The organism is Aminobacter anthyllidis (assembly GCF_018555685.1).
GTDB classification, from domain to species: Bacteria; Pseudomonadota; Alphaproteobacteria; order Rhizobiales; family Rhizobiaceae; genus Aminobacter; species Aminobacter anthyllidis.
Genome location: NZ_JAFLWW010000018.1, coordinates 14155 through 35944, shown reverse-complemented (window position 1 = coordinate 35944; position 21790 = coordinate 14155). Strand labels below are relative to the sequence as shown.

Genomic DNA, 21790 nt, shown 5'->3' with positions numbered 1-21790 from the left:
CGTAGGGCATCTACTTGCGCCGTCGCTTCCGCCACAAGCGTTCATTCGCGCCGATTGCCGTCCTGGCCGTGCAGGTTTGGGCAGCCGGCGGCTCGAATATGCACGGTGGTGAGGCCGATCCTGTTTGCTCATGGCGGCGCCTGAGTCGCAGGGACAAGGTTGGCACCAAGACGATTTACACTGTTGCTGCCCCGCCTATCAGGCCGACTAACGCGCATTCACGCCACGACACGCCAGCGTTGGCTGTAGGACGAAACCAGACAGCTATTTCGGTCGGCGCCGAGACGGGGAGGGGAACCGGTAAAACGCTGAACCTAACGAAGCCCGAAAAACGCAAGGACCGCCAAGACGATCACGACTAGGCCGACTAGATAAATGATGTTGTTCATCTTCACTCCTCCCAATGCCCTCAATGGGCATTTTGGTCACAACGCCAAGCGGTCAATGAAGTTCCCGGTGCGTGAGCGGCGGAGCACGCCTCAAGGAGTATGGGCGTGAACGAGATCTGGGTTCCGCGACAATGTCGTGACTAGGCGTGCCCGATTGTCTAGCCGTTGCCACTGTTGGCACCGCGCCGTTTTCGCATTGCAGAGGCACCTGAGGCTAGGTGTTCGGAGGTTGAGATTTTCGTCTCAACGAGCTTCTTAGGACCCAGCCATAGATTGAGGCGCATGCCATCTGAAGACAAGACGCCGAGGGCAAAGGACGCATTGACCTGCTGAACCAATTTGGGTGCGCAGCGTTATTTGCCACATACAAGGATTCTGGCGGGGAGATTGCGGACCCGCACCCCATCTCGCGGAGCCCGCAACGAGAGGGCAGTCACTACGGCGAGACGAACTCGGCCCATCCTGACGGTTTCAAGACTATGTGGAAGAGACCTTTTAGCTGCAGCGATGAGTAGGGATCCCAATGGGGGACATGTTCTCACAGCCCGCTCACATTGTGGCTCAAAATCTGATTGGCTGCCGTTTCCTTGTTGACGGGTGCGGCGGCCTGATAGTCGAAACGGAAGCCTATGAGGCTGACGATCCGGCATCCCACAGCTTCCGCGGCCCGACCACTCGAAACAAGTCGATGTTTGGCAGGCCGGGTACCGCTTATGTGTATCGCTCGCATGGTCTCCACTGGTGTTTGAACTTTGTTTGCACACCAGGAAGCGCAGTGCTTTTGCGCGCTTTGGAGCCACGATGGCAAGTTGACGTCATGCGGCAAAGGCGAGGGCGCTGGGGCGATCCACGAGAACTTTGCTCCGGTCCAGGAAAACTGACCTCGGCGCTCAAGATCGGTGGCGAGCTGGACGGTCTTCCCCTTGATAGACCGCCGTTCGAATTGACCCTGGAACGAGGCAGCGATGTAGACATCGTGAACGGGACGCGCGTTGGAATCAGTCGGGGCACAGATGTTGCTTGGCGTTTTGGATTGGCCGGGTCGCCTTTCTTGAGCGTTCGTTTTCCCCGGCCGCCGACTAGGGCAGGGGATTAGGGCCACGCTCGCCATGCGCTCCACGATACAGGATCGAACATCGTCCCGGCGCCCGCGTTGGGGAACGCGCAGCAGCTCGTGGCTGCCTGGGTGGGGTTCTGTTGCAACTGGTCAGCCTGGCAGAATGTTAGGTGTAACCAATGCAACATAAAGCACTCCCCTATGGAAAGCGGATGTCTGCAATCAATGCTGTACTGACGACGCTCATCATTAGGCCTAAACACCGCCAGGCTTTGGGATCATGCGCCAGCACCCAATGGTTCGGGGTCAGTCGAACATAAACTCGTTGCAATCGGTAGTGCCAACGAGGCTCCGCGCCGAATGGCGTATTAGGCCCCGCAGTTTCAGTTGGGCCTGTTTCAGTTGGGCCTATTGCGAGAGGTGAGGGGCCTCGATTTTCTCAAGCACAATCGCGTTTCCGGTCGCCTGCGCCATATCGAGCGCTACGCTCAAGATGTCTTCCAACGCAACATTTTCGTGCGGATTGTCATTCTGAACCTGATTGGCGATTTTCACGATGTTGATCTGCCCCCAGTGCCTTGCGGGATTGATGGCAAGCGAAACTTGCTTCATTGGAAGCGGAGACATAGAGCGCTTTTGGGTTTCCTTCAGGTGCAGTGTCCTCCATTTCTGCGGGAACGACAATAAGGACGCAATAAATATATTAACAATATCAATTATTTAGGCAGGTCCTAGATAGGAGTACCCAACCATTGTGATGCATACCGCCTGCCGTGGCCGTAGGAATGTGACCAACTGAAACCCGTGGGCCGGGGCCTTTTCGAAGTGACATGCAGTCGAAGCTGCACCACCTGTGCCTGCGGACCCTCACGCAGTGCCCGACCGTCATCGCGCAATTGAGCGAGACATCCAGGGGATCATTCGTCGCATCCTGGAGGCTGGCCGCAGATAGGCCGGCGACAAGGAGAGCTCCAGCGACCGAAGGGCGAAGATCAGGATCATGTTGATCGCAAGATAAATGGCGGCCACCATGCAGAACACCTCTATGACGGCGAACGTCTGGCTCATCAGGTCCTTGGCGACACCTGTCAGTTCCATCACAGTGATAGTGCAGGCGAGAGAGGTCGATTTGAGCGTGACGACGATCTCATTGCTGTAAGCAGGTAGCGCCCGCCGCATCGCGATCGGCGCAGTAACCAGCAAGAAAGTCTTGAACCGCGAGAGCCCTAATGAACGGGCCGCCTCAATCGCTCCTTGGGGCACCGCCGCCAGCCCGCCTCGCATCACCTCCGCCGTGTAGGCGCCGGCGCACAGGCTCATCGCGATGATTGCGCAGGCAAAAGGATCCCTAAGCACGATCCAGGCGGGGCTCGAGCGCACCCATGCGAATTGGCTGAGGCCATAATAGAGCACGAAGATCTGGACCAGTAGCGGCGTTGAGCGAAACACCAGCACATATGCCGAAGCCACGGTCTGCGCGAAGCGGTAGGGCGACTTGCGGGCCCAGGTTGTGAGCGCCGCGAACATGAAGCCCAGCGGTAAGGTCGCCGCGGCGAGCGCCAGCGTGACCCAGATGGCCCCGGCGAGTTCCGTCGCGACGTGAAGAGTGGTTTCGAGATCCATCGTGCTTAAGCCCACCGCATCCTTGCTTCGACCGCCTTGAACGCTCGCGAGGACATCGCGATGAGGACCAGGTAGATGATAGCCGCCGCACCATAGAAGACGAAAGGCTGCCCGGTGGTGCGGCCGGCAAGCCCCACCACCCGCATCAGTTCGGCCAGCGAGATCACCGAAAGCAGTGTTGTCTCTTTCATGGCCAGGATCCAGACATTGCCGAGGCCAGGCAGCGCCAGCCGTAACATCTGCGGCATGATCACCGTCCACAGGCCAACAACGGGCGGCAGGCCCAGCGCGGCAAAAGCCTCGAATTGGCCCTTCGGAATGGCGGCATGGGCGCCGCGAAAAACCTCTGAACTATAGGCGGCCGATACGAACGCAACGGCAAGAACACCCACCGTGAAGGCGTCAACCTCTATATAGCCGGCGTAGCCGAAGCCGCGTGCGATCCACATCAGAGCGCCGTTGGTGCCGAAGAACAAGAGGAAGATGACGAGGAGCGGTGGCACACCGCGCAACAGTGTCGTGTAGACCGTTGCAGCCGCCGCGAGCCAGCTGTTGCGACCAAGCTTTGCGAAGGCTACCGCAAGCCCCAGCACGATGCCGAGCACGTAGCCGATGCTCGCGCAGGCGACGGTCACGCAAAGGCCAGTAAGAAGTGGCCTCGACCATCCCCCGGATCCCCAAATGAAGAGGTCGACGATGGAAGCCCCGCCATTCATGATGGCTCAGGCTCCGCAGATAATCGGGTCCGGTTTGACAGAGATGTCGAAGCCGAACCACTTCTCCGAGATGCGCTTGACTTCACCTTCGACTTTCAGCTTGCACAGCGCCTCGTCCCAGGCCTTGCGCAATTCGTGCCCATCCTTGCGCATCAGGCCACCGACCCCGACACCCAGATAATTGAATTGCTGGAAATCAAGATTTGGGGACAGGATTTCGATCGGCTCTCCCTGGGGGGTGCGAGTCAACGCGATCCAGGGCGAGCGCCCGGCGAGTGCGGCGTCTATCCGACCGGCGAGAAGATCGAGATTGAGGCTGTCCTGATTGTCATAAAGACGAATGGTCACCTCACTTTTGAGTTCGTTGTCCATGAACTTTTGGCTTTGTGTGCCGGACTGCACGCCAATGGTCTTGCCTGCAAGTGCCGCCTTGAGTTCCGGCCAGGTCGACTTGCCGTTCAGGCCAGAAGACTTGGCGGCGGCAAAATTGATCGGGAGGTTACCGTAGCTCTGGGTGAACGCCAGGCGCTTCTGCCGTTCCGGCGTGATCGAGATACCCCCGACCAGAATGTCGTATTTGCCCTGTTCGAGCGCCGGGATTTGGCCTTCCCATGGCTGGGCGGTAAAGCGGCAGGTCCGCTCCATGCGCTCGCAGACAAGTTTCGCCAGCTCGATGTCGAACCCGGTCAACTCCCCTTCCGGCGTCATCGACGTCCAGGGCAGGTAACCCCCATCCGTGCCAATACGCACTTCGACTTGGCCCTCCGCCGCTGCAGGTGCCACGAGCAGGGCACAGAGCGAGATAATCCCCGACAGTTTCGCTAGCTTTCCAAACATGAGCTCCCTCCCTTTGTTTCTTCTTGATGTGTCAGCTTTGGCCAGGACGGCCGGACGTTCCGAGGTCCCAGAACAGGCCGGTCATGATTGCAAGTCCCTCGACCACGAGGGGCTTGAGCAAGTGCTCGTCCGGCGCGTGCTGGGAGCAGCCCGAATAAGAATGCGGCACCCAGACCGTGGGCATGCCGAGAATGTCGGCAAAACAATCATTTGGCAGCGAGCCGCCAGCGTTGGGCAGGATCGTCGGCCTTACGCCCGTAGTCTTTTCCACAGAGGCTGCCGCCCAGCGCATCAACGGGTGTTCTGGATCGAGACGCGTTGCTCCCCAGTCAGATTCCTTCGCCTTTGGGGCGACCGCTACATTGTGAAAGCCGTGCTCGTCGAGATGGTCACGGATGGCGGGCATGAAGGTGGCGGGATTGGTATCCACAGTGTAGCGAATCTGCAGCCTCGCCGAAGCCTGCGGCGGGATGGCGTTGATCGGCTGGGCAGGCGTTCCAGCTGTCATCGCCAGCACTTCCAGCGCCGTCCATCCGAAGACCCGTTCGGGCTGGGACAAGCCTGGCTCGCCCCACCATGGATCGAGTTCAGGGCCATCAATTTCAGTCTCTAACTCGATCTGGGCAAGGGCCACGCGCACGCTTGGTGGGACCTCCGCGGGCAATATCGCACGCACATTGATGCGGCCGGTTGCCGATATCAGGCTGGCGATCGCGTTGGCCAGGATCACGGCCGGATTGGCAATGAGCCCACCCCAGTTGCCGGAGTGATGCGCTCCCGATCTGAGATCGCAAACCAGGTCGAAATCGACGGTGCCCCGCGTGCCGCCGTCGAGGGTCGGCCGTCCCATGGCGAGCCGGGGCCCGTCCGACGCAATCAGCCAGTCAGCCACAAGCTTTGATCGATGCTCCTCGCAGACCTCGCGCAAGCCAGCTGAGCCGGTCTCTTCCGAGGTCTCGATCAGTGCCACCGTGTTGAAGCCGAGGACTCCGCGGGTCGCAAGCACTGCTTCCAGTGCCAGCATGACGATAGTGTGCTGCCCCTTGTTGTCGGCGGTGCCACGCCCATAGATGCGTTCGCCTTCAACGCTGACGCGCCATGGATCGCGACCATTAGCCCAAGCACCTTCCATTCCGGCCACGACGTCGCCATGACCGTAAACGAGCAATGTCGGCAAATCGTCGCCTTCGTGGCGGCGCGCGATCAGCAACGGACCGCCTGTCGGGTCCGGGTTCTCAATGATCTCGCCAGAGAAGCCGAGGCGGCCAAAGTCTGCGCTGATCTCGCTCAGATAGCGGAAGCATTCCGGGAGCCGCTCCGGTTTCTGGCTCTCGGTCGCGATTGCGACCCGCCGGGTAAGGTCGGCCAGGAAACGGCCGTTTGCCGCAAAGGCAGTTGCGGTTGCTATAGCTTGGTTCCGAGGCATAATCCTGCTCATTCCTTGTCTTGACAGGACGATGTCACGGCGAAGAATGTAGGCGCAAACTAAAAGTTCTCTCGGCTTGCCTTAGCCAGATTGAGTCTGGATCATGACGCGACATCTGCCGCCCCTTCTAGCTCTGCGCGCCTTCGAAGCAGCCGCACGCCATCTGAGTTTCGCCCGTGCAGGTGGTGAGTTGGGCGTGACGCCTGGGGCCATCAGCCACCAAATGAAGCAGCTCGAAGATTGGATCGACGGGCCGCTGTTCGAGAGACGCGCGAATGGCGTGAGGCTCACCGAGACCGGCCGCGTGTTCGCGGCGCGGCTCGGTGCCATCTTCGATCAAGTCACCGCAGCGAGCGTGGCGGCGCGGGCACCCGGCGGTACAAGCACGGTCACTGTGCGGTGCCAGTTCTCACTGGCGACCAAGTGGCTGGCGCCTCGCATCGGCAGCTTCCACGCTGCGCACCCAGACATTTCGGTTGCTGTCTTGGCACTGCCGCACCGCTGGAGTGCCAACGAGCGGGATCCCGATCTCGCCATCTATCATGGCCGCGGAACGATCCCTGGCGTTCGGCAGGATACGCTCATCGGTGGCAGGCTGGTGGTCGTTTCGTCGCCTGAGGTCAGCGCCGGCCTGCCAGCGGCGCCGACCCCAGCCGATCTGCTGTCACGACCGCTGATCAAGGTGGATTTCGCCGAACCCGGCTGGCACGACGAGGGCTGGGAAGCCTGGTTCGCTGCCACAGGCTTTGGCCCCCTCGAACTGCGCACCACGCTGTCGTTCAATCTCGTGCATCTCGCCATCGAAGCCTGCCTGGCCGGTGCAGGGTTCGCCCTTGTTCCCGACTTCATGGTCGAACGAGAACTCGACAGCGGGCGTCTCGTCGATGCATTCGGCATCTCCCTGCCAATCCGCCAACCCTATGTGTTGATGACGGCCGAAGCCAGTCTCGCTCGTCCGGAAGTCGCCGTATTGAGAAGCTGGCTCGTCGACGAAGGCATGAAGAAAAGTTGAGGACCCTTTTGCTGTCGCTCTATTTCCGGCTCACAGCCCCAACGCTGTCCTCATAGTCTCGCTTGGGATCTCCCATGCCCAGGAACATCCTCACGCCAGCAACAAGACTGGATGCGTCGAGTCATATTGATCGCAAGCCACGCTGGTCGCAACCAGAGGCGAGCGGATTTTTCAGCTAACGTTGTGAGCACCATTGCTTGGGCAGATGTTTTGGTCTCGCCATCGACAGGCCAGCCGCCAGCGCCTCATCCAAGCTTGATGTGAAAAATGCAGTCTCGGGTGTTCCCCCGAAATGATTGATCCGAATTTCGCAGCCTCGCTTGCTGATCAAAACCCCAACGGTCCTCAGCTGTTCCCGGACATCGTGGAATTTCATCTTCCCCTCTCCCGCCTAATCCACCCCTTAAAATTAGTGAAGACTAAAAGGTCCTGACGAGCAAGAGTTTCGTTAACCGAAGGTTAACAGAACGGGAGCCGCTGCCTTGCGCGCCCGGCTGGCCATCGCAGGCGACTGTAGATTTCTACACTCTCCCCAAAATGCAATCTGTGATGACTTCGTCCCCATCCAACCGCTGGGGACTGAGGGGACGATGGCGAGTGCAAGACATGGTTCTGCTCAAGGACCGACGAGGAACTTGCTGCGTTGGCCCGTCCTGCTCGGACCAACGCGCGCCAAAGTTTCCCCCACCTGTCACGAAGCGGCATGAGGCATCCGACATGGTGCAACTTCGCTCACATCCTCGCCTCATACATAAGCTGCGGGATGCACTTGGCCACGACCTTTGCGCGGCACTCGATGAAGCATCTGTCGTCGAGATCATGCTGAACCCCGACGGACAGCTTTTCATCGAACGGCTTGGACATGGCATTGCGCCAGCCGGCGAGATGAATGCCGCCGCTGCCGAGATCGTCATTGGCAGCGTCGCGCACGCACTTCACTCCGAGGCCGACGAGGATCGCCCGATCATCTCGGGCGAGTTGCCGATCGGCGGGCATCGTTTCGAGGGGTTGCTGCCGCCCGTCGTCTCGGCCCCAACTTTTACCATCCGGCGGCGCGCTTCGCGGCTGATCCCACTTGTCGATTATGTGTCTTTCAACATCATGACCGAGAGACAGGCATCAGTGATCCGCAATGCGATCACTTCCCGGTTGAACATCGTTATCTCCGGTGGGACGGGGTCAGGCAAGACGACCCTGGCCAATGCGGTCATCGCCGAGATCGCCGAAACGGCGCCGCAGGATCGGTTGCTCATTCTCGAGGACACGGCGGAGATCCAGTGCACTGCGGAGAATGCTGTGACGCTGCACACCAGCGATACGATCGATATGGCCCGTCTGCTCAAGAGCACGATGCGGCTGAGACCAGATCGGATCATTGTCGGCGAGGTCCGTGATGGCGCAGCTTTGACGTTGCTGAAGGCCTGGAACACTGGTCATCCCGGCGGCGTGACAACCATTCACTCCAACACGGCGATGTCGGCGCTACGCCGCCTCGAACAACTGACATCGGAGGTCAGCCTGCAGCCGATGCAAGAAGTCATCGGGGAGGCAGTCGATCTCGTCGTGTCGATCGAACGAACGCCCAAGGGCCGACGGGTACGCGATGTCATTCACGTCGAGCGTTTCGCCGGCACTCAGTACCAGACCGAGATTTACGCGCAGATCGAGGAGCCGCGCCATGTCGCACGACCGTAACACCGTTCTCATCATTGGCGCTTTCACGCTGTCGCTTTCACTCATTCTGGCCGATCCAGCATTTGCCAGTTCAGGCGGTGGGCTGCCTTGGGAAGGCCCGCTGCAACGGATCCAGCAATCGATCACGGGACCTGTTGCAGGCTTCATCGCGCTGGCGGCCGTTGCCGTTGCCGGCGGCATGCTAATCTTCGGCGGCGAGCTCAACGATTTCGCGCGCAGGCTCATGTATGTGGTGCTGGTTGCCGGCATTCTTCTCGGCGCCACTCAGATCGTCGCCTTGTTCGGCGCAACAGGCGCCTCCATCGGCGATGTTGGAGCCGCTGATGTGTCTCCTGAGAAAGGGGAGGGGCGGTATGGCTGACGTTGGACCCAATCTCCAGCGCAACCGCATCCATCGCGCTCTGTCGCGCCCGAACCTGCTGATGGGGGCGGACCGCGAACTGGTGCTCGTCACCGGGCTCGCGGCGGTAATCCTGATCTTCGTGGTGCTGACGCTCTATTCCGCGCTGTTTGGGATAACGGTCTGGATCGTGGTGGTCGCAGCACTTCGCATGATGGCCAGGTCCGACCCGATGATGCGACGCGTCTACATCAGACACATCTCCTATCGACCGCACTACCGACCCACCTCGACGCCCTGGCGCCGATACTGAGGGGCACAGAGCCATGGTAGCACTACGTTCCTTTCGCCATTCTGGCCCGTCCTTTGCCGATCTCGTTCCTTATGCGGGGCTGGTCGCCAATGGCGTTATCCTGCTCAAGGACGGAAGCTTGATGGCAGGTTGGTACTTCGCAGGCCCGGATTCGGAGAGCTCTACCGATACCGAGCGCAACGAGATTTCGCGCCAGATCAACGCGATCCTCTCGCGCCTCGGCTCGGGCTGGATGATCCAGGTCGAGGCGGTACGGGTACCCACCGTCGCTTATCCGGCAACAGCGGAATGCCATTTTCCCGATCCAGTAACGCGCGCCATCGACAACGAGCGGCGAGGGCATTTCGAGCGAGGGAAGGGACACTATGAGAGCCGGCATGCGCTGATCCTGACCTATCGTGCGCCGGTGCGGCAAAGATCAGGGCTCACCCGCTATTTCTATTCGGACGCGGGCAGCCGGGCGGCAACCTATGCCGATACGGTGCTGGAGACGTTTGAGACATCGATCCGCGAAGTCGAGCAATATCTCGCCAACGTCTTGTCGATCAGGCGGATGGTAACGCGATCGGTCGAGGAGCGCGGTGGTTTTGTGAGCGCGCGCTACGACGAACTGTTCCAGTTCATCCGCTTCTGCATCACGGGAGAGAACCATCCCGTTCGCCTGCCTGACATCCCTATGTATCTCGACTGGCTGGTGACAGCCGAGCTTCAGCATGGTCTGACACCAATTGTCGAGAACCGCTTTCTTGGCGTCGTTGCGATCGACGGGTTGCCGGCCGAAAGCTGGCCCGGCATCCTCAACTCCCTCGACTTGATGCCGCTAAGCTATCGCTGGTCGTCGCGCTTTATGTTCCTCGATGACCAGGAAGCCCGCCAGAAGCTCGAGCGCACCCGCAAGAAGTGGCAGCAGAAGGTCCGGCCGTTTTTCGACCAGCTGTTCCAGACGCAGTCGCGCGCGGTCGACCAGGACGCCATGTCGATGGTGGCAGAGACGGAGGATGCTATCGCGCAAGCTTCCTCGCAGCTGGTCGCCTATGGCTACTACACGCCTGTCATCGTGTTGTTTGACGAAAGCAGCACTCGCCTTCGGGAGAACTGTGAAGCGGTGCGGCGCCTGATCCAGGCAGAGGGTTTCGGAGCGCGGATCGAAACGCTGAATGCGACCGACGCTTTCCTTGGCTCGTTGCCTGGCAACTGGTACGCCAACATCCGCGAGCCGCTGATCACCACACGCAACCTTGCCGATCTCATTCCACTGAATTCGGTCTGGTCCGGAAGCCCAATAGCTCCTTGCCCCTTTTATCCACCGGCCTCTCCACCGCTGATCCAGGTTGCGTCGGGCTCGACACCGTTTCGGCTGAACCTGCATGTCGACGATGTCGGCCACACACTGATCTTCGGGCCGACCGGGTCGGGCAAGTCGACGCTGCTGGCACTCATTGTGGCCCAGTTCCGGCGCTACCCCGAGGCCCAAATTTTTGCCTTCGACAAGGGTCTATCCATGCTGCCACTGACACTGGCCGCTGGCGGCGATCACTACGAGATCGGGGCAGATAACGAGGTTTCAGCGGGGGAGGGGGCGAACTCCGGTCGGGCACTCGCCTTCTGCCCGCTCTCGGATCTCTCCACCGACGCCGACAAGGCATTTGCATCGGAATGGATCGAGACGCTCGTGGCGCTGCAGGGTGTTGCCATCACGCCCGATCACCGGAATGCAATTTCCAAGCAAGTCGCACTGTTGGCGGAGGCCCGCGGACGCTCGCTCTCGGACTTCGTGTCCGGCGTCCAGATGCGCGAGATCAAGGAGGCACTTCACCACTACACCATCGACGGCCCGATGGGACACCTGCTCGACGCTGAAAGCGACGGCCTGTCGCTTGCATCGCTACAGACCTTCGAGATCGAGCAGTTGATGAATATGGGCGAGCGCAACCTCGTCCCCGTCCTGACCTATCTGTTCCGCAGGATCGAGAAGCGCCTGACCGGCGCACCCAGCCTGATCGTCCTCGACGAGGCATGGCTGATGCTGGGTCACCCGACTTTTCGCAACAAGATCCGGGAATGGCTGAAGGTGCTGCGCAAGGCCAATTGCGCTGTCGTACTCGCCACCCAGTCGATCTCCGACGCGGAACGCTCCGGCATTATCGATGTGCTGAAAGAATCCTGCCCGACAAAGATCTGCCTGCCTAATGGGGCGGCGCGCGAGGCAGGCACGCGTGAGTTCTACCAGCGCATCGGATTCAACGAGCGCCAGATCGAAATCGTCGCCACTGCCGTTCCCAAGTGTGAGTACTACGTCGCCTCGCCGGAAGGCCGGCGACTGTTCGATATGTCGCTCGGACCGGTCGCCCTGTCCTTCGTCGGCGCCTCTGGCAAGGACGATCTCAAACGCATCTTGGCCCTGAAGCGCGAACACGGCCTGGACTGGCCGACCCATTGGCTCGAATTGAGAGGAGTTGGCCATGCATCGTTGTTTCCGTCCGCATAGGCTGCGAACGGCCGGTGCCGCGGTCATGTTCATCGTCATCACGGTCGCGCCGATAACCGGTCACGCCGGCGGCGTAACCGGCCAGGCAACCGAATGGACACAGCTCCTCAACAATGCCGAGTTGATCGCGCTTGTCGGCAAGTCGGCCGAGCAGGTCAACAACCAGATCAAGCAGATCACGCAGCTAGCCGAGCAGATCCAGAACCAGCTTAATATCTACAACAACCTGCTTCAAAACACCGCCCGGCTGCCCAAGCACATTTGGGGGCAGGTCGAAGGCGACCTCAAGAAGCTGCAAGCCGTGGTCCGGCAGGGCCAGAGCATCGCTTTTTCGATGGGCAATGTCGATGACGTGCTCAAGCAGCGCTTTCAAAGCTTTGCCGATTTCAAGACGGGCCTCGCCGATGGCGAAACCTTCTCCGCCAACTACCAGACCTGGTCGGAAACGAACCGAGACACCATCGCCGGTACGCTGAAGGCGGCAGGGCTGACGGCTGACCAATTCACCTCGGAGGAATCCACCATGAGCTCGCTGCGCTCCATGTCGGAGACCGCCGACGGCCAGATGAAAGCGCTTCAGATCGGCCATCAGATAGCGGCCCAGCAGGTGGCGCAATTCCAGAAGCTTCGCGGGCTGGTCTCGCAACAGACGACGATGATGGGAACATGGTTCCAGTCCAGACAGGCGGACAAGGACCTAGCTCAGGCGCGGCGCCAAAACTTCTTCGATTCGACACTGCCCAATGTGCGGGGCGGCCAAATGATGGAGCCGCGCTGGTGAACTCTTCCATGATCATTGGAATGGCGATTGGGGTCGTCATCAGCTTCTGCGCGGGCGGCGCTATCTGGATGCTGCGGCAACCCGCACGGGTGAACGAGGGGCCCGCATCGATATCGGCCACCGCGCGGCGCGAGCGGGCTGAAAACTTCTTCGGCGGCAATCCGGATCGGGACGTACGCGGCGGTCAGGAGATGCGGCCGCGATGGTAACAATCAAACAAGCCGCCAGTTGCCAGCTCGCCTTCACAGTGATCGGCATGATCCTGCTCGCCAGTACGCCTGTGTTGGCGCAGCAGGGTTCGGTGCTGACCACACTCGAGAACCAAGTCGTGACGGCCGCGCGTGGTTGGCAGACGACGGTGATGAACGCGGCCCGTTCGCTGTTTTGGATCCTTGCCGGGATCGAGGTTGCGATCGCTGCTGTCTGGCTCGCGATCAACACCGCCTCGCTCGACAGCTGGTTTGGAGAGCTCGTGCGCCGGATCATGTTCATTGGCCTCTTCGCATTCATCCTGGACCAGGGCCCGAGCTTCGCCAAGGCGATCGTCGACAGCCTTTTCCAGATCGGCGCCAGTGGCGGATCAGCATCACCCGCGAACATCTTCGACGCCGGCATCCGCGTCGCCTCGAAGATGTCTGAACAGGCAAAGTTCGGCTTGTTCGAAGACAATGCCCTTGCGATCGCCGCCGTCTTCGCCATGGTCGTGGTGGTCGTCTGTTTCAGCTTGGTCGCGGCGATCTTCGTTGCAGTCCTCGTTGAGATGTATGTTGGCCTTCTCGCCGGCATGATCATGCTCGGCCTCGGCGGCTCGTCCTTCACCAAGGATTTTGCCGTTCGCTACCTCATCTATGCTTTCTCGGTCGGGATGAAGCTGATGGCGCTGGTCATGATCGCGCGGATCGGCTCGGAGGTTCTACTTGGTCTGGCTGACGCACCGACGGGCAAGTCCGAACAGTTTGTCACCACACTCGCCATCGCCGGCATAGCCGTCGTCGTGTTCATCATCGCCATGTACGTGCCGGCTATCCTCCAGGGTGTGGTGCAAGGAGCCTCCGTCGCCGGTGGCATGGAGGCGATACGACATGGCGGGCAAGCAGCGACCTTCGCGGCTGGTGGTGCCTTCCTTGGCGCAAGTGCCGCCGCCAGTGGCGCTGCGACGGCAAGTGCGGCCAGAGCAGGTGGCTCTTCCATGGCGGCTGCAGCCCTACGCGGCATGGCCGCTGGCATCGGTAATGCAGGATGGGCTGCTGGATCTGCGGCCAAGGAAAAGGCGATTGCCTCGCCGGGAGCCCACGCAGGGTCTTTGCTCGGGCTTGCCAATGCCAAACTCGACCAAAGCAGGCCACCGGGCAAGCCCGCGCCATCTCCGCAGCCTCTCAACGAGAACAAGTAGCATGGAGAACGCCAGTCATGGCCGAGCGCAACCCGCCCGAAAACCCCTATCTCGCCGCTCGCCAGGAATGGAACGAGCGCTACGGCTCCTATGTGAGGGCTGCTGCCGGCTGGCGCATCGTCGGCATCACTGGAATGACCATGGCAGTGATCGGCTTCTCCTATGCGCTGTTCCAGAGTACGCAAGTCAAGCTCGTTCCCTTTATCGTGGAAGTCGACAAGCTCGGGACTTCAGCGCATGCGGGCTTCCCGCAGCAGATTGAATATGCTGACACGCGTGTCGTGCGCGCGACCCTTGGCAGCTTCGTCTCCAATTTCCGTAGCGTGACGCCCGATGCGGTGGTCCAAAAACAATATATCGACCGTACCTATGCGCTCTTGAGGACGTCAGATCCTGCGACCGAGAAGGTCAATGCGTGGTTCCGATCGAGCTCGCCCTTCGACAAGGCCAGGACCGCGACAGTCTCCATCGAGGTCAACAACATCGTGGCGCTCTCACCGCAATCATTCCAGATCGACTGGACCGAATTCGAACGCGACCGCAAGGGCAAAGAGACGGCATTGCGTCGCTTCCGCGGCATCGCCACCGTCACGCTGACCGCGCCCCAGGACGAGGGAGTCATCCGGCTCAACCCTATCGGTCTTTACCTGCGCGACTTCGACTGGACCGCTCAGCTATGAAAGGCATAGCCCCACTCATGATCATTGCCACCAGAAACGTCGGTGCAATTCTCCCCGTCGCAGCCACGATCGTCGCTGCACTCTGCGCCGCTCCAACCTTTGTGCCGAAAGCCCATGCCGAGGGCATGAGTGCCAACGAGCAAAAGGGGACAGGAATTTCCGGGCAATGGCGCGGAAAGAAGGGCCTCGTCACCAAGGGCGCCGACGGCAAGGTTATTTTTCTCTATGGCGAAATCCAGCCTTCCGTTGTCTGCTCGCCCTTGCAGGTCTGCGACATCGAGCTCCAGGCAGGCGAGGCAGTGCGCGACGTACTGGTCGGCGATACGGTGCGCTGGAAGGTTGAGCCAGCGACCTCCGGCGCCATCGGCGGACAGGCGATCCACCTGATCGTCAAGCCGTCCGAGCCAGATCTTGTTACGTCGATGGTGGTCACCACATCACGACGTACCTACCACATCCAGCTCAAGTCGCATCAAAACCAGTATATGGCGCGTGTCGGGTTTGAGTATCCGGAAGATGTGAGCGCGAAACTGGCCGACATGAACGCACGGCTCGAAGCAAGCATAGTTCCAGGCGCAGGCGTTCCGGCTGAGCAATTGAATTTTGGCTATTCCGTCTCCGGCAATGCCCGCTGGCGCCCGACACGGGTCTATTCCGACGGGACCAAGACCTACATCCAGTTTCCGCGATCGATCTCCGGACAGGATGCTCCGGTGCTGTTCGTAGTTTCAGGGGGAGAGAACCGGGTCGTCAATTATCGGATGAAAGGCGACATGATGGTGGTCGACTATCATGTCGAGCGCGCTGTCCTTGTCTCGGGGGTCGGCTGGAAACAGGAAAAGATCACCATCAGGCGAGGGGGCTGAGAATGCGCGGGACCTTTGCCGTTCTGCTTTTATCGTGCGCCGGTTGTCAGACGTCCACGACCGACGGCCTCGTCGCCAGTTCAGCGCCGCCTGAGATTTCCGGATCCGCTGCGAGCGCCATTGCAGGCGACATGGTGACCAAGTTTGCCGAACAGATTGGCCCGGCAAACGGCACCATCATCTTGAAACCTGACAGCTCACCCTTCGGCCAGGCGCTCGAAACGTCGCTGAAGGGGTGGGGTTATGCCGTCGCCACGGACCAGCAAACGGACGGCCAGAAAGAGATCCCTCTTGCCTATGTCGTCGACAGCCATGAGGGCCAGATCCTCGTGCGAATGTCGACAAGCACCGTTGAACTCGGACGCGCTTACCAGACGACACTGTCGGGGGCATCTCCTGCAAGTCCGCTCTCAGTCATGCGCCGCGGATAGGGGAGGGAGGCATGGTTCAATCCTTGAAGCTCGGCGGTGCGCCAAACGAGGAGAGCGGCTTTGGTATCCGCCGCCTCAACCGGCTGCCGGTGATTGTGGCCGGCCTTCTGGTCATACTGTTCTTCGCCGTCATCATCTTTGGCCTGACGTCGCGCGGCCTGTTCTTTCGTGGTGACGATGCCATCGACGCCGCCTCGAACATCTCGGCATCAACATTCGCCGACCACCTGAAACGTGGAGTGTCGGACGGTATCATCGGTGAGCCGGCTGAAGCGGCCACACTGCAACCGTCACCGATTGCTCCGGCGGAGCCGCAGAAGGCGACCGACAATCCGTTCGAAGCCCGACCACGGAGCGATGGGCAATCTGTCGAACAGAGCGAACCCGAGGAGGTCTGGAAAGCTCGCCTCGAGCGTGAGCAGCGCGAGCAATACATTCGTGAGCGCCATCGTCAGAAGATGGCACGGTTGCAGGCCAATGACGCTGCCTATGACTCGCCTCTCACCATCAGCCTCAACAAGCTTGAAGCGGCCGAAACGGGCGAACTGACGGACATCGGCAATGCCCCGGCAGCATCGGCTACCTCTGCCTCGGCTGCCAATCTCTATGCTGCGGCACTCCAGGCGGGTATCGGCGGTCAGAGCCTTGATCCGAATGGCCAGCGCGCCAAGGAAGACTTCTACAACGCTGACATGAGGGAACTCGGTTATCTGCCGAACAAGCTCCTGCCACAGCAATCGCCCTACGAACTGAAACGCGGTTCGGTAATACCGGCGATATTGATCACCGGCATCACTTCCGACCTGCCCGGCCGCATTACCGCCCAGGTCAGTCAGAACGTCTATGACAGTGCCACCGGTCATCGTCTGCTCATTCCCCGGGGAACCAAGCTTTTCGGCCGTTACGACGCCGAGGTTTCGTTCGGCCAATCACGCGTGCTCGTTGTCTGGACCGACATCATCTTTCCGAACGGCTCGACTTTGCAGATCGGCGGCATGGCGGGCACAGACGCTGAAGGCAATGGTGGCTTCAAGGACAAGGTCGACAACCATTATTTCAAGACATTCGGCTCGGCGATCCTCCTCGCGATCATCGGCACCGGCATCGACATGGCTGTGCCAAATTCATCGACGCGCGCCAACCACGACACTGCGTCCGATGCCGCCCGGCGGAATTTCGCCGAGACTTTTGGGCGCGTCGCTGAACGCACCATCAGCAAGAATCTCGACGTCCAACCTACCCTCGAAATCCGACCTGGCTATAAGTTCAACGTTCTCGTCGACCAGGACATTGTCTTTCCAAGTGCTTATCGAGGTTGAGACCATGGTCGGCGAGCGGGCTGGCGACCTTATCTTGGCCTCCGCCTCTCTGCCCCCTCAAAATGGTTCCGATTTCCTGGCGAACGCGGCCATCAGCCGTTCGGTCCCAAAGCGTCCTCCAAGGGTTAGTAGCCGCTGCCGATAGGCGCGGTCACTCTCCAAGCATGGTGATATGGGCGACTACGGTTTGACAGTTGCTTCGGTATTGCCGAACCCCTTAAGGTCCAAGCCTATTGAAGACAAGCCATCCTTCAGCGTAATCAGGACTCCTTCCTGGTGCTTTTCTGGAAGCAGGTTCAGCCCCATTTTGATGGCCTCGCGACAATCCACGGGTCCAGGCTTCCGCGAATACCTCTGCGAGATTTCATGACTCGACCGTCATTATAAGAAACTCGCACAATTCTTATAACTGATCTTACAACTGACATTTGAGCCGCAGGCAGCTCGATGATCGTAACCTGCTTCGCCCTTGCGCGGGCAGGCCCATAGATGCCGTCGACCGTGTGAGGTGCCTTCATGAATGATTAGAGACGTCAATCGCCAGATTATGCGATTGCGTGTGATTACCCGTCCGATACCTCAGGCATTGGGAAGTCGTTACAATAATCTCTGAGCCCGGAGAAGGACACTTGGACGGACAGATCACGGCACTCATCGATGCACTCGACACATCGAACGACCAGCGATCGATCAGAAGTGCGTTGAAATTATTCTCGATTGCCTGTGGCTTCGAACGTTTCGCCTATTTTGAGATAACGTCGAAGGAAATTTCTACGATCAACAGTTATCCGCTCGAGTGGCAGAATGACTATCTGGAAAGCCAGTTTGCGCGTATCGACCCGGTCGTCACAATGGCAAAGCGCCTCATGCAAATGTTCGCCTGGTCTGCTCAGGATTGGCCAAGCCGCTATCTCACGACCGAAGAAAAGCGGTTCCGCTCCATGGCCAAGCAATACGGCCTCCACTCCGGGCTGACGATTCCGGTGGAGGGCAGCTATGGCAGCATCCTGATGCTGTCACTCACAACTGCGCAGGCGACAAGTCCGACGATTGGCAGCGTGGCGCGAGCGGAACAGGCCGTCCTGTACATACATCATCGGCTACGCGCTATCGCCGACACCGAGCTCGTGAGTTGTTCTTTGAGCCTGTCATCTCAAGAGGCCGTATGCTTAAAATGGGCAGCGAAGGGCAAGTACATGCGAGAGATCTCACTCATCACGAATCTCCAGTATCGAACCGTCCAGTTCTATCTCGACAATGCCCGCAAGAAACTTGACGCGACCAATTTGGTGCAGGCCGTTTCAATCGCAAAAGACAAAAGAATTATCTGACGAAATCTACTAGGCACCAGAGTGTATTCACCCAAGCTGACTACGCTTGATATCCACGCGATGAACCTTAGGCTTGGAAAGCAGAAATTGGATTGATGGTTTTGGCCACCGCACCAAGCGCGGAGTGTTACATTAGCAGCCACTGCCTTAAAGACGATTTTCCTGACAGTGTTGACTCCACTTGCTACTCGTTCGAGTAATGGCGCTACTCAAATGAGGGCGACACATATGGATGACGAAAACGGTGCATCGGCTGTAGCCGGTAAAACGGATGACGGAATTGTTGTTAAGCAGCAGAAGTCGCCGAGGCGTAAGAAGGCTGCGGAAGCCGGTAGTGCTGCGTCAGAACCTGCGTCTGTAGAAAAGCCAGGTCCCAAACGCAAGACGTATAGCGAAAGTGAGAAAGCCGAAAAGCTCAAGCTGATCGGCAAGAAAGTTGCCGAGGGCATGAGCACACTGCAGGAGGTGGTCAAAAGCGCCGGGATATCGGTGCAGACCTACTATCAGTGGAAGCGCAACGAAAAGCAAAAGCCTGCCGCCAAGAAGAACGAAGTCCCGGCCGCTCGGAAGGTCGAGAGGACCGCTAGTGGCGGCAGTGATCTGGCTGAGCTCGTTCAGCTCGAAGCGGAAAACAATCGGCTTCGCGGCCTGCTGGCGGAAAAGCTGCGGGCAGAAAACCTCGAGCTACGCAAGAGGCTGGGGCTGAACTAGAACGTTCGCAAACGTGCCAAATGAAATACGACGCTCTCGATCGAGCGGAGTAACAATGCTGACCAGCAACGCCATTGCGCTGTCCGTTGTAGCGGACAGCTGCGTGCTGTATGTGCACATGAAGAGCAGTCATGCCCACGAGCGCCTGCCACTATCAAATATTGCCTGGAATGGACCATGAAGACGCCACAGCGGAAATTCGTTGTTGAGTTCAAATCGCCGCGGCGGCAGTCAAAGTCGCCGGCAAACTCGATTTGGGGAGATACGGATCTCAAGGCGTTGGCCAGAGAGGTCGAAGATCAGCAGGCGGATTTGAGTTATCCGGGCCACGCACGCCATAGCGCCAGCACCGGTGCGGTCACATCGCCTGTTAAGGTCGACACGCACTCCGTAGACGAACCAGCAGTTGCCACCGACCTTGCTCAAATCGCTAGCGCGGCTACTGGCAATTCGGCGACTGGGTTGCCTGAGCTCAATGCCGAACAGCCTGAGGCCGCGTCTGTTGGGGCAACGCAGGAGGACCTGCATTCGTCACGGCCTCGAAAGATATCAAAGCGCACTCCTCAACGACGCGCCCGGCGCGGCCAGCCTGCACGGAATAGCAAGGATCAATCCGAGCAGTCCAAAATTGCTGCCGAGCCACTCACACTGGACGCTATCGCCGCGCTTGAAGCAGAGAACAAACGCCTCAGACAGCTATTGGTCGAACACCTTCGTGATCAGAACTTGCGGCTCAAGCAAATGCTTGAGCGATTTGATCTCAGCTAGGCCCCAGAGGCAGAGCATCATCGTTTCGACCTGACCGGTTGCGCGGGGGCAGTTGGCGACCCAGAGCATATCCTGATGGATGGAGACGAAACGATGGACATCATCCGATCGACGCTGACCGGCCTATGTGATGCTTTCAACGCGCACGATCTCGACCTCATCATGGAGTACTTTTCCGATGACTGCGTCTTGGAAATGCCAAGGGGAACAGAGCGTTGGGGTTCACGGTTTGAGGGAAAGCCGAACGTACGAAAAGCGATCAGCACACGCTTCGACGGTTTGCCCGACGTCCACTATGGCAACGCGGAACATTTTGTGGACGCGGTTCGGGATCTCCAAATGGATCCTCACGGCAACCACGCGCGAGGGGAAGCGCGTGGAGGTGCAAGGTTGTGACTTCTACACATTCCGAGCGGGCAAGGTGATCCGCAAGGATTCCTACTGGAAGATCATCGAATAGAGAGCGCGAAGCTGGCGCCTTGCGCGCCAACCTCGGACAACAGGCACCTTACGATTCCATCAAGGCTTCACTTCTTTTCTCGACCCTTGCGGACATGGACCTATGTCATGACCAAGGGAGGTGCTAATGCGACTTGTGGATGCCTGGGCTTTGATCAAGGAAAGCGCATTTGCTTTCGTCACTGACAACGCTTTCAGCCACGGCGCGGCGATGGCATTTTATGCGGCAACGTCGCTAGCGCCGATCCTTCTCATCGTTGTCGCTGTCGCCGGAGTAGCTTTTGGCAACGAAGCTGCCCAGTTGGCGCTGTCGGCGCAGATTTCCGGTTTGATGGGACCGCAAAGTGCTGACCTGCTTCAGGCGGCGCTCGAGGGCGCCTCGGCAAGAACTGCTGGTGCATGGGCGACATTGATCGGATTGGTGACGCTAGTTGTCAGTGCCTCGGGAGTGTTTGGCGAAATGCAAACGGCGTTGAACACAATCTGGAAGGTCGAACCCTCTGGCAACTCGGTTTCAAGACTGGTGCGGGCACGTGCTGCGAGCCTGGGCCTCGTCGCGGCACTAGGGTTTCTGCTTCTTGTTTCCCTTGTCGCCAGTACGGCCATCACCGCCATGAGCGACGTCATCAACGCAAATCTGCCCTTCGGTACCCTGATCCTCGGAGTGGTCAACACCCTTGTCTCATTCGCGCTTATCACCGCCATGTTTGCTGCAATCTACAAAGTTCTGCCGGATCGCAGGCTCGGGTGGCGCGACGTCATGACGGGCGCTCTTGTCACGGCCGCGCTCTTCACACTGGGGAAATCGCTTATCGGCTGGTACATTGGTACCAGCGCCGCAGCATCCTCATATGGAGCCGCCGGAGGTCTGCTGGTTATCCTGCTGTGGGTCTTCTACTCCTCGCAGATATTTCTCTTCGGAGCAGAGCTGACCCGGGCTTACTCGGTAAGGCATGGCAGCAGAACTGATCTTCAGCCGGTGGTCGATGCAGACATGGCCACATCGTCGACCATAGCTAGGCCCGGTATCGCTGCCAGCTCCCAACCGATAGATCTACCAACGGTGTCCCTGATGGCCATGGCAGTTTGCGTGGGCATGCTGGCGGCTCGACTGGTGATCCCGAGAAGGTCTCGCCAAAGGTGAGCGGCTGGTCA

At 59.3% G+C, this 21790-nt stretch carries 25 protein-coding genes; 19 read left to right on the top strand and 6 right to left on the bottom strand.

All coding sequences use genetic code 11. From position 1 onward, the window contains the following. The first annotated feature begins 912 nt into the window (after positions 1 to 912). Positions 913 to 1485 (top strand): DNA-3-methyladenine glycosylase, encoded by a 573-nt coding sequence (locus J1C56_RS32070; RefSeq protein ID WP_214393959.1) that lies wholly within the window; start codon positions 913 to 915, stop codon positions 1483 to 1485. Positions 1486 to 1854: 369 nt separating this feature from the next. On the opposite strand, the gene J1C56_RS32065 is transcribed toward J1C56_RS32070, so the two are convergent. The 5 genes from J1C56_RS32065 to J1C56_RS32045 form a co-directional block, all read right to left on the bottom strand. Further along, positions 1855 to 2058 (bottom strand): hypothetical protein, encoded by a 204-nt coding sequence (locus tag J1C56_RS32065; RefSeq protein ID WP_214393958.1) that lies wholly within the window; start codon positions 2056 to 2058, stop codon positions 1855 to 1857. 273 nt (positions 2059 to 2331) lie between these two features. Next, positions 2332 to 3069: an ABC transporter permease gene (locus J1C56_RS32060; protein ID WP_214393957.1), complete on the bottom strand. Its 738-nt coding sequence runs from the start codon at positions 3067 to 3069 to the stop codon at positions 2332 to 2334. A gap of 5 nt (positions 3070 to 3074) precedes the next feature. Further along, positions 3075 to 3785 carry an ABC transporter permease gene (locus J1C56_RS32055; protein WP_246592275.1) on the bottom strand — a complete coding sequence of 237 codons (711 nt, stop codon included), beginning with the start codon at positions 3783 to 3785 and terminating at the stop codon, positions 3075 to 3077. Between the two features lie 6 nt (positions 3786 to 3791). Next, a complete protein-coding gene (locus tag J1C56_RS32050) occupies positions 3792 to 4622 on the bottom strand; it encodes a transporter substrate-binding domain-containing protein (RefSeq protein WP_214393955.1) in 831 nt (276 codons plus the stop codon). A 31-nt stretch (positions 4623 to 4653) separates the two neighbouring features. After that, the gene (locus J1C56_RS32045) at positions 4654 to 6048 is read right to left on the bottom strand and encodes a M20 family metallopeptidase (RefSeq protein ID WP_214393954.1); all 1395 of its coding nucleotides are present in this window, start codon (positions 6046 to 6048) and stop codon (positions 4654 to 4656) included. Positions 6049 to 6151: 103 nt separating this feature from the next. Between J1C56_RS32045 and J1C56_RS32040 the strand changes: the two genes are divergently transcribed. Next, positions 6152 to 7060 (top strand): LysR substrate-binding domain-containing protein, encoded by a 909-nt coding sequence (locus tag J1C56_RS32040; RefSeq protein WP_214393953.1) that lies wholly within the window; start codon positions 6152 to 6154, stop codon positions 7058 to 7060. 175 nt (positions 7061 to 7235) lie between these two features. Here the strand turns inward: J1C56_RS32040 and J1C56_RS32035 are convergent, their stop codons facing one another. After that, positions 7236 to 7436 (bottom strand): hypothetical protein, encoded by a 201-nt coding sequence (locus tag J1C56_RS32035; protein ID WP_214393952.1) that lies wholly within the window; start codon positions 7434 to 7436, stop codon positions 7236 to 7238. Between the two features lie 341 nt (positions 7437 to 7777). Here J1C56_RS32035 and trbB point away from each other — a divergent pair, with 341 nt between their 5' ends. The 17 genes from trbB to J1C56_RS31955 all read left to right on the top strand — a co-directional run bounded on the left by trbB (position 7778) and on the right by J1C56_RS31955 (position 21779). After that, on the top strand, positions 7778 to 8755 hold the full coding sequence (trbB, locus tag J1C56_RS32030; RefSeq protein ID WP_214393951.1) for a P-type conjugative transfer ATPase TrbB: 978 nt from the start codon (positions 7778 to 7780) through the stop codon (positions 8753 to 8755). Further along, entirely contained in the window at positions 8739 to 9116 is a 378-nt protein-coding gene (locus J1C56_RS32025; RefSeq protein WP_214393950.1) for a TrbC/VirB2 family protein, read from the top strand. Before trbB ends, J1C56_RS32025 begins: the two co-directional genes overlap by 17 nt. Beyond that, positions 9109 to 9408, top strand: coding sequence for a conjugal transfer protein TrbD (locus J1C56_RS32020; protein WP_214393949.1), 300 nt, complete (start codon positions 9109 to 9111; stop codon positions 9406 to 9408). Before J1C56_RS32025 ends, J1C56_RS32020 begins: the two co-directional genes overlap by 8 nt. Before the next feature lie 13 nt (positions 9409 to 9421). Further along, on the top strand, positions 9422 to 11896 hold the full coding sequence (locus J1C56_RS32015; RefSeq protein ID WP_214393948.1) for a conjugal transfer protein TrbE: 2475 nt from the start codon (positions 9422 to 9424) through the stop codon (positions 11894 to 11896). A 25-nt stretch (positions 11897 to 11921) separates the two neighbouring features. Beyond that, positions 11922 to 12677 (top strand): P-type conjugative transfer protein TrbJ, encoded by a 756-nt coding sequence (trbJ, locus tag J1C56_RS32010; RefSeq protein ID WP_246592285.1) that lies wholly within the window; start codon positions 11922 to 11924, stop codon positions 12675 to 12677. After that, entirely contained in the window at positions 12674 to 12886 is a 213-nt protein-coding gene (gene trbK / locus J1C56_RS32005) for an entry exclusion protein TrbK (RefSeq protein ID WP_214393946.1), read from the top strand. The genes trbJ and trbK overlap by 4 nt, the downstream gene beginning before the upstream one ends. Continuing rightward, a complete protein-coding gene (gene trbL / locus J1C56_RS32000; protein WP_214393945.1) occupies positions 12880 to 14070 on the top strand; it encodes a P-type conjugative transfer protein TrbL in 1191 nt (396 codons plus the stop codon). Before trbK ends, trbL begins: the two co-directional genes overlap by 7 nt. Before the next feature lie 17 nt (positions 14071 to 14087). After that, entirely contained in the window at positions 14088 to 14750 is a 663-nt protein-coding gene (locus J1C56_RS31995) for a conjugal transfer protein TrbF (RefSeq protein WP_214393944.1), read from the top strand. A 17-nt stretch (positions 14751 to 14767) separates the two neighbouring features. Next, a complete protein-coding gene (trbG, locus tag J1C56_RS31990) occupies positions 14768 to 15616 on the top strand; it encodes a P-type conjugative transfer protein TrbG (protein WP_214393943.1) in 849 nt (282 codons plus the stop codon). Between the two features lie 2 nt (positions 15617 to 15618). Beyond that, complete coding sequence (gene trbH, locus J1C56_RS31985) at positions 15619 to 16047, top strand: conjugal transfer protein TrbH (RefSeq protein ID WP_214393942.1); 429 nt, start codon at positions 15619 to 15621, stop codon at positions 16045 to 16047. An 11-nt stretch (positions 16048 to 16058) separates the two neighbouring features. Further along, complete coding sequence (gene trbI, locus J1C56_RS31980) at positions 16059 to 17366, top strand: IncP-type conjugal transfer protein TrbI (protein WP_214393941.1); 1308 nt, start codon at positions 16059 to 16061, stop codon at positions 17364 to 17366. Positions 17367 to 17995: 629 nt separating this feature from the next. Next, positions 17996 to 18697, top strand: a complete 702-nt coding sequence (locus J1C56_RS31975; protein WP_214393940.1) for an autoinducer binding domain-containing protein — start codon at positions 17996 to 17998, stop codon at positions 18695 to 18697. A 228-nt stretch (positions 18698 to 18925) separates the two neighbouring features. Beyond that, complete coding sequence (locus J1C56_RS31970) at positions 18926 to 19408, top strand: transposase (protein WP_214393939.1); 483 nt, start codon at positions 18926 to 18928, stop codon at positions 19406 to 19408. 55 nt (positions 19409 to 19463) lie between these two features. Next, a complete protein-coding gene (locus J1C56_RS33395; RefSeq protein ID WP_275945199.1) occupies positions 19464 to 19589 on the top strand; it encodes a hypothetical protein in 126 nt (41 codons plus the stop codon). Continuing rightward, positions 19586 to 20176, top strand: a complete 591-nt coding sequence (locus J1C56_RS31965; RefSeq protein WP_214393938.1) for a hypothetical protein — start codon at positions 19586 to 19588, stop codon at positions 20174 to 20176. The genes J1C56_RS33395 and J1C56_RS31965 overlap by 4 nt, the downstream gene beginning before the upstream one ends. A gap of 93 nt (positions 20177 to 20269) precedes the next feature. Next, positions 20270 to 20572: a YybH family protein gene (locus J1C56_RS31960; RefSeq protein WP_246592274.1), complete on the top strand. Its 303-nt coding sequence runs from the start codon at positions 20270 to 20272 to the stop codon at positions 20570 to 20572. A 190-nt stretch (positions 20573 to 20762) separates the two neighbouring features. Continuing rightward, positions 20763 to 21779: a YihY/virulence factor BrkB family protein gene (locus J1C56_RS31955; RefSeq protein WP_214393937.1), complete on the top strand. Its 1017-nt coding sequence runs from the start codon at positions 20763 to 20765 to the stop codon at positions 21777 to 21779. Positions 21780 to 21790 lie beyond the last annotated feature (11 nt).

Coding starts and splice junctions, on each gene's coding strand:
- J1C56_RS32070 (WP_214393959.1), top strand. CDS start 913: ATGGGGGACATGTTCTCACAGCCCGCTCACATTGTGGCTCAAAATCTG.
- J1C56_RS32065 (WP_214393958.1), bottom strand. CDS start 2,058: ATGAAGCAAGTTTCGCTTGCCATCAATCCCGCAAGGCACTGGGGGCAG.
- J1C56_RS32060 (WP_214393957.1), bottom strand. CDS start 3,069: ATGGATCTCGAAACCACTCTTCACGTCGCGACGGAACTCGCCGGGGCC.
- J1C56_RS32055 (WP_246592275.1), bottom strand. CDS start 3,785: ATGAATGGCGGGGCTTCCATCGTCGACCTCTTCATTTGGGGATCCGGG.
- J1C56_RS32050 (WP_214393955.1), bottom strand. CDS start 4,622: ATGTTTGGAAAGCTAGCGAAACTGTCGGGGATTATCTCGCTCTGTGCC.
- J1C56_RS32045 (WP_214393954.1), bottom strand. CDS start 6,048: ATGCCTCGGAACCAAGCTATAGCAACCGCAACTGCCTTTGCGGCAAAC.
- J1C56_RS32040 (WP_214393953.1), top strand. CDS start 6,152: ATGACGCGACATCTGCCGCCCCTTCTAGCTCTGCGCGCCTTCGAAGCA.
- J1C56_RS32035 (WP_214393952.1), bottom strand. CDS start 7,436: ATGAAATTCCACGATGTCCGGGAACAGCTGAGGACCGTTGGGGTTTTG.
- trbB (WP_214393951.1), top strand. CDS start 7,778: ATGGTGCAACTTCGCTCACATCCTCGCCTCATACATAAGCTGCGGGAT.
- J1C56_RS32025 (WP_214393950.1), top strand. CDS start 8,739: ATGTCGCACGACCGTAACACCGTTCTCATCATTGGCGCTTTCACGCTG.
- J1C56_RS32020 (WP_214393949.1), top strand. CDS start 9,109: ATGGCTGACGTTGGACCCAATCTCCAGCGCAACCGCATCCATCGCGCT.
- J1C56_RS32015 (WP_214393948.1), top strand. CDS start 9,422: ATGGTAGCACTACGTTCCTTTCGCCATTCTGGCCCGTCCTTTGCCGAT.
- trbJ (WP_246592285.1), top strand. CDS start 11,922: ATGTTCATCGTCATCACGGTCGCGCCGATAACCGGTCACGCCGGCGGC.
- trbL (WP_214393945.1), top strand. CDS start 12,880: ATGGTAACAATCAAACAAGCCGCCAGTTGCCAGCTCGCCTTCACAGTG.
- J1C56_RS31995 (WP_214393944.1), top strand. CDS start 14,088: ATGGCCGAGCGCAACCCGCCCGAAAACCCCTATCTCGCCGCTCGCCAG.
- trbG (WP_214393943.1), top strand. CDS start 14,768: ATGATCATTGCCACCAGAAACGTCGGTGCAATTCTCCCCGTCGCAGCC.
- trbH (WP_214393942.1), top strand. CDS start 15,619: ATGCGCGGGACCTTTGCCGTTCTGCTTTTATCGTGCGCCGGTTGTCAG.
- trbI (WP_214393941.1), top strand. CDS start 16,059: ATGGTTCAATCCTTGAAGCTCGGCGGTGCGCCAAACGAGGAGAGCGGC.
- J1C56_RS31970 (WP_214393939.1), top strand. CDS start 18,926: ATGGATGACGAAAACGGTGCATCGGCTGTAGCCGGTAAAACGGATGAC.
- J1C56_RS33395 (WP_275945199.1), top strand. CDS start 19,464: ATGCTGACCAGCAACGCCATTGCGCTGTCCGTTGTAGCGGACAGCTGC.
- J1C56_RS31965 (WP_214393938.1), top strand. CDS start 19,586: ATGAAGACGCCACAGCGGAAATTCGTTGTTGAGTTCAAATCGCCGCGG.
- J1C56_RS31960 (WP_246592274.1), top strand. CDS start 20,270: ATGGACATCATCCGATCGACGCTGACCGGCCTATGTGATGCTTTCAAC.
- J1C56_RS31955 (WP_214393937.1), top strand. CDS start 20,763: ATGCGACTTGTGGATGCCTGGGCTTTGATCAAGGAAAGCGCATTTGCT.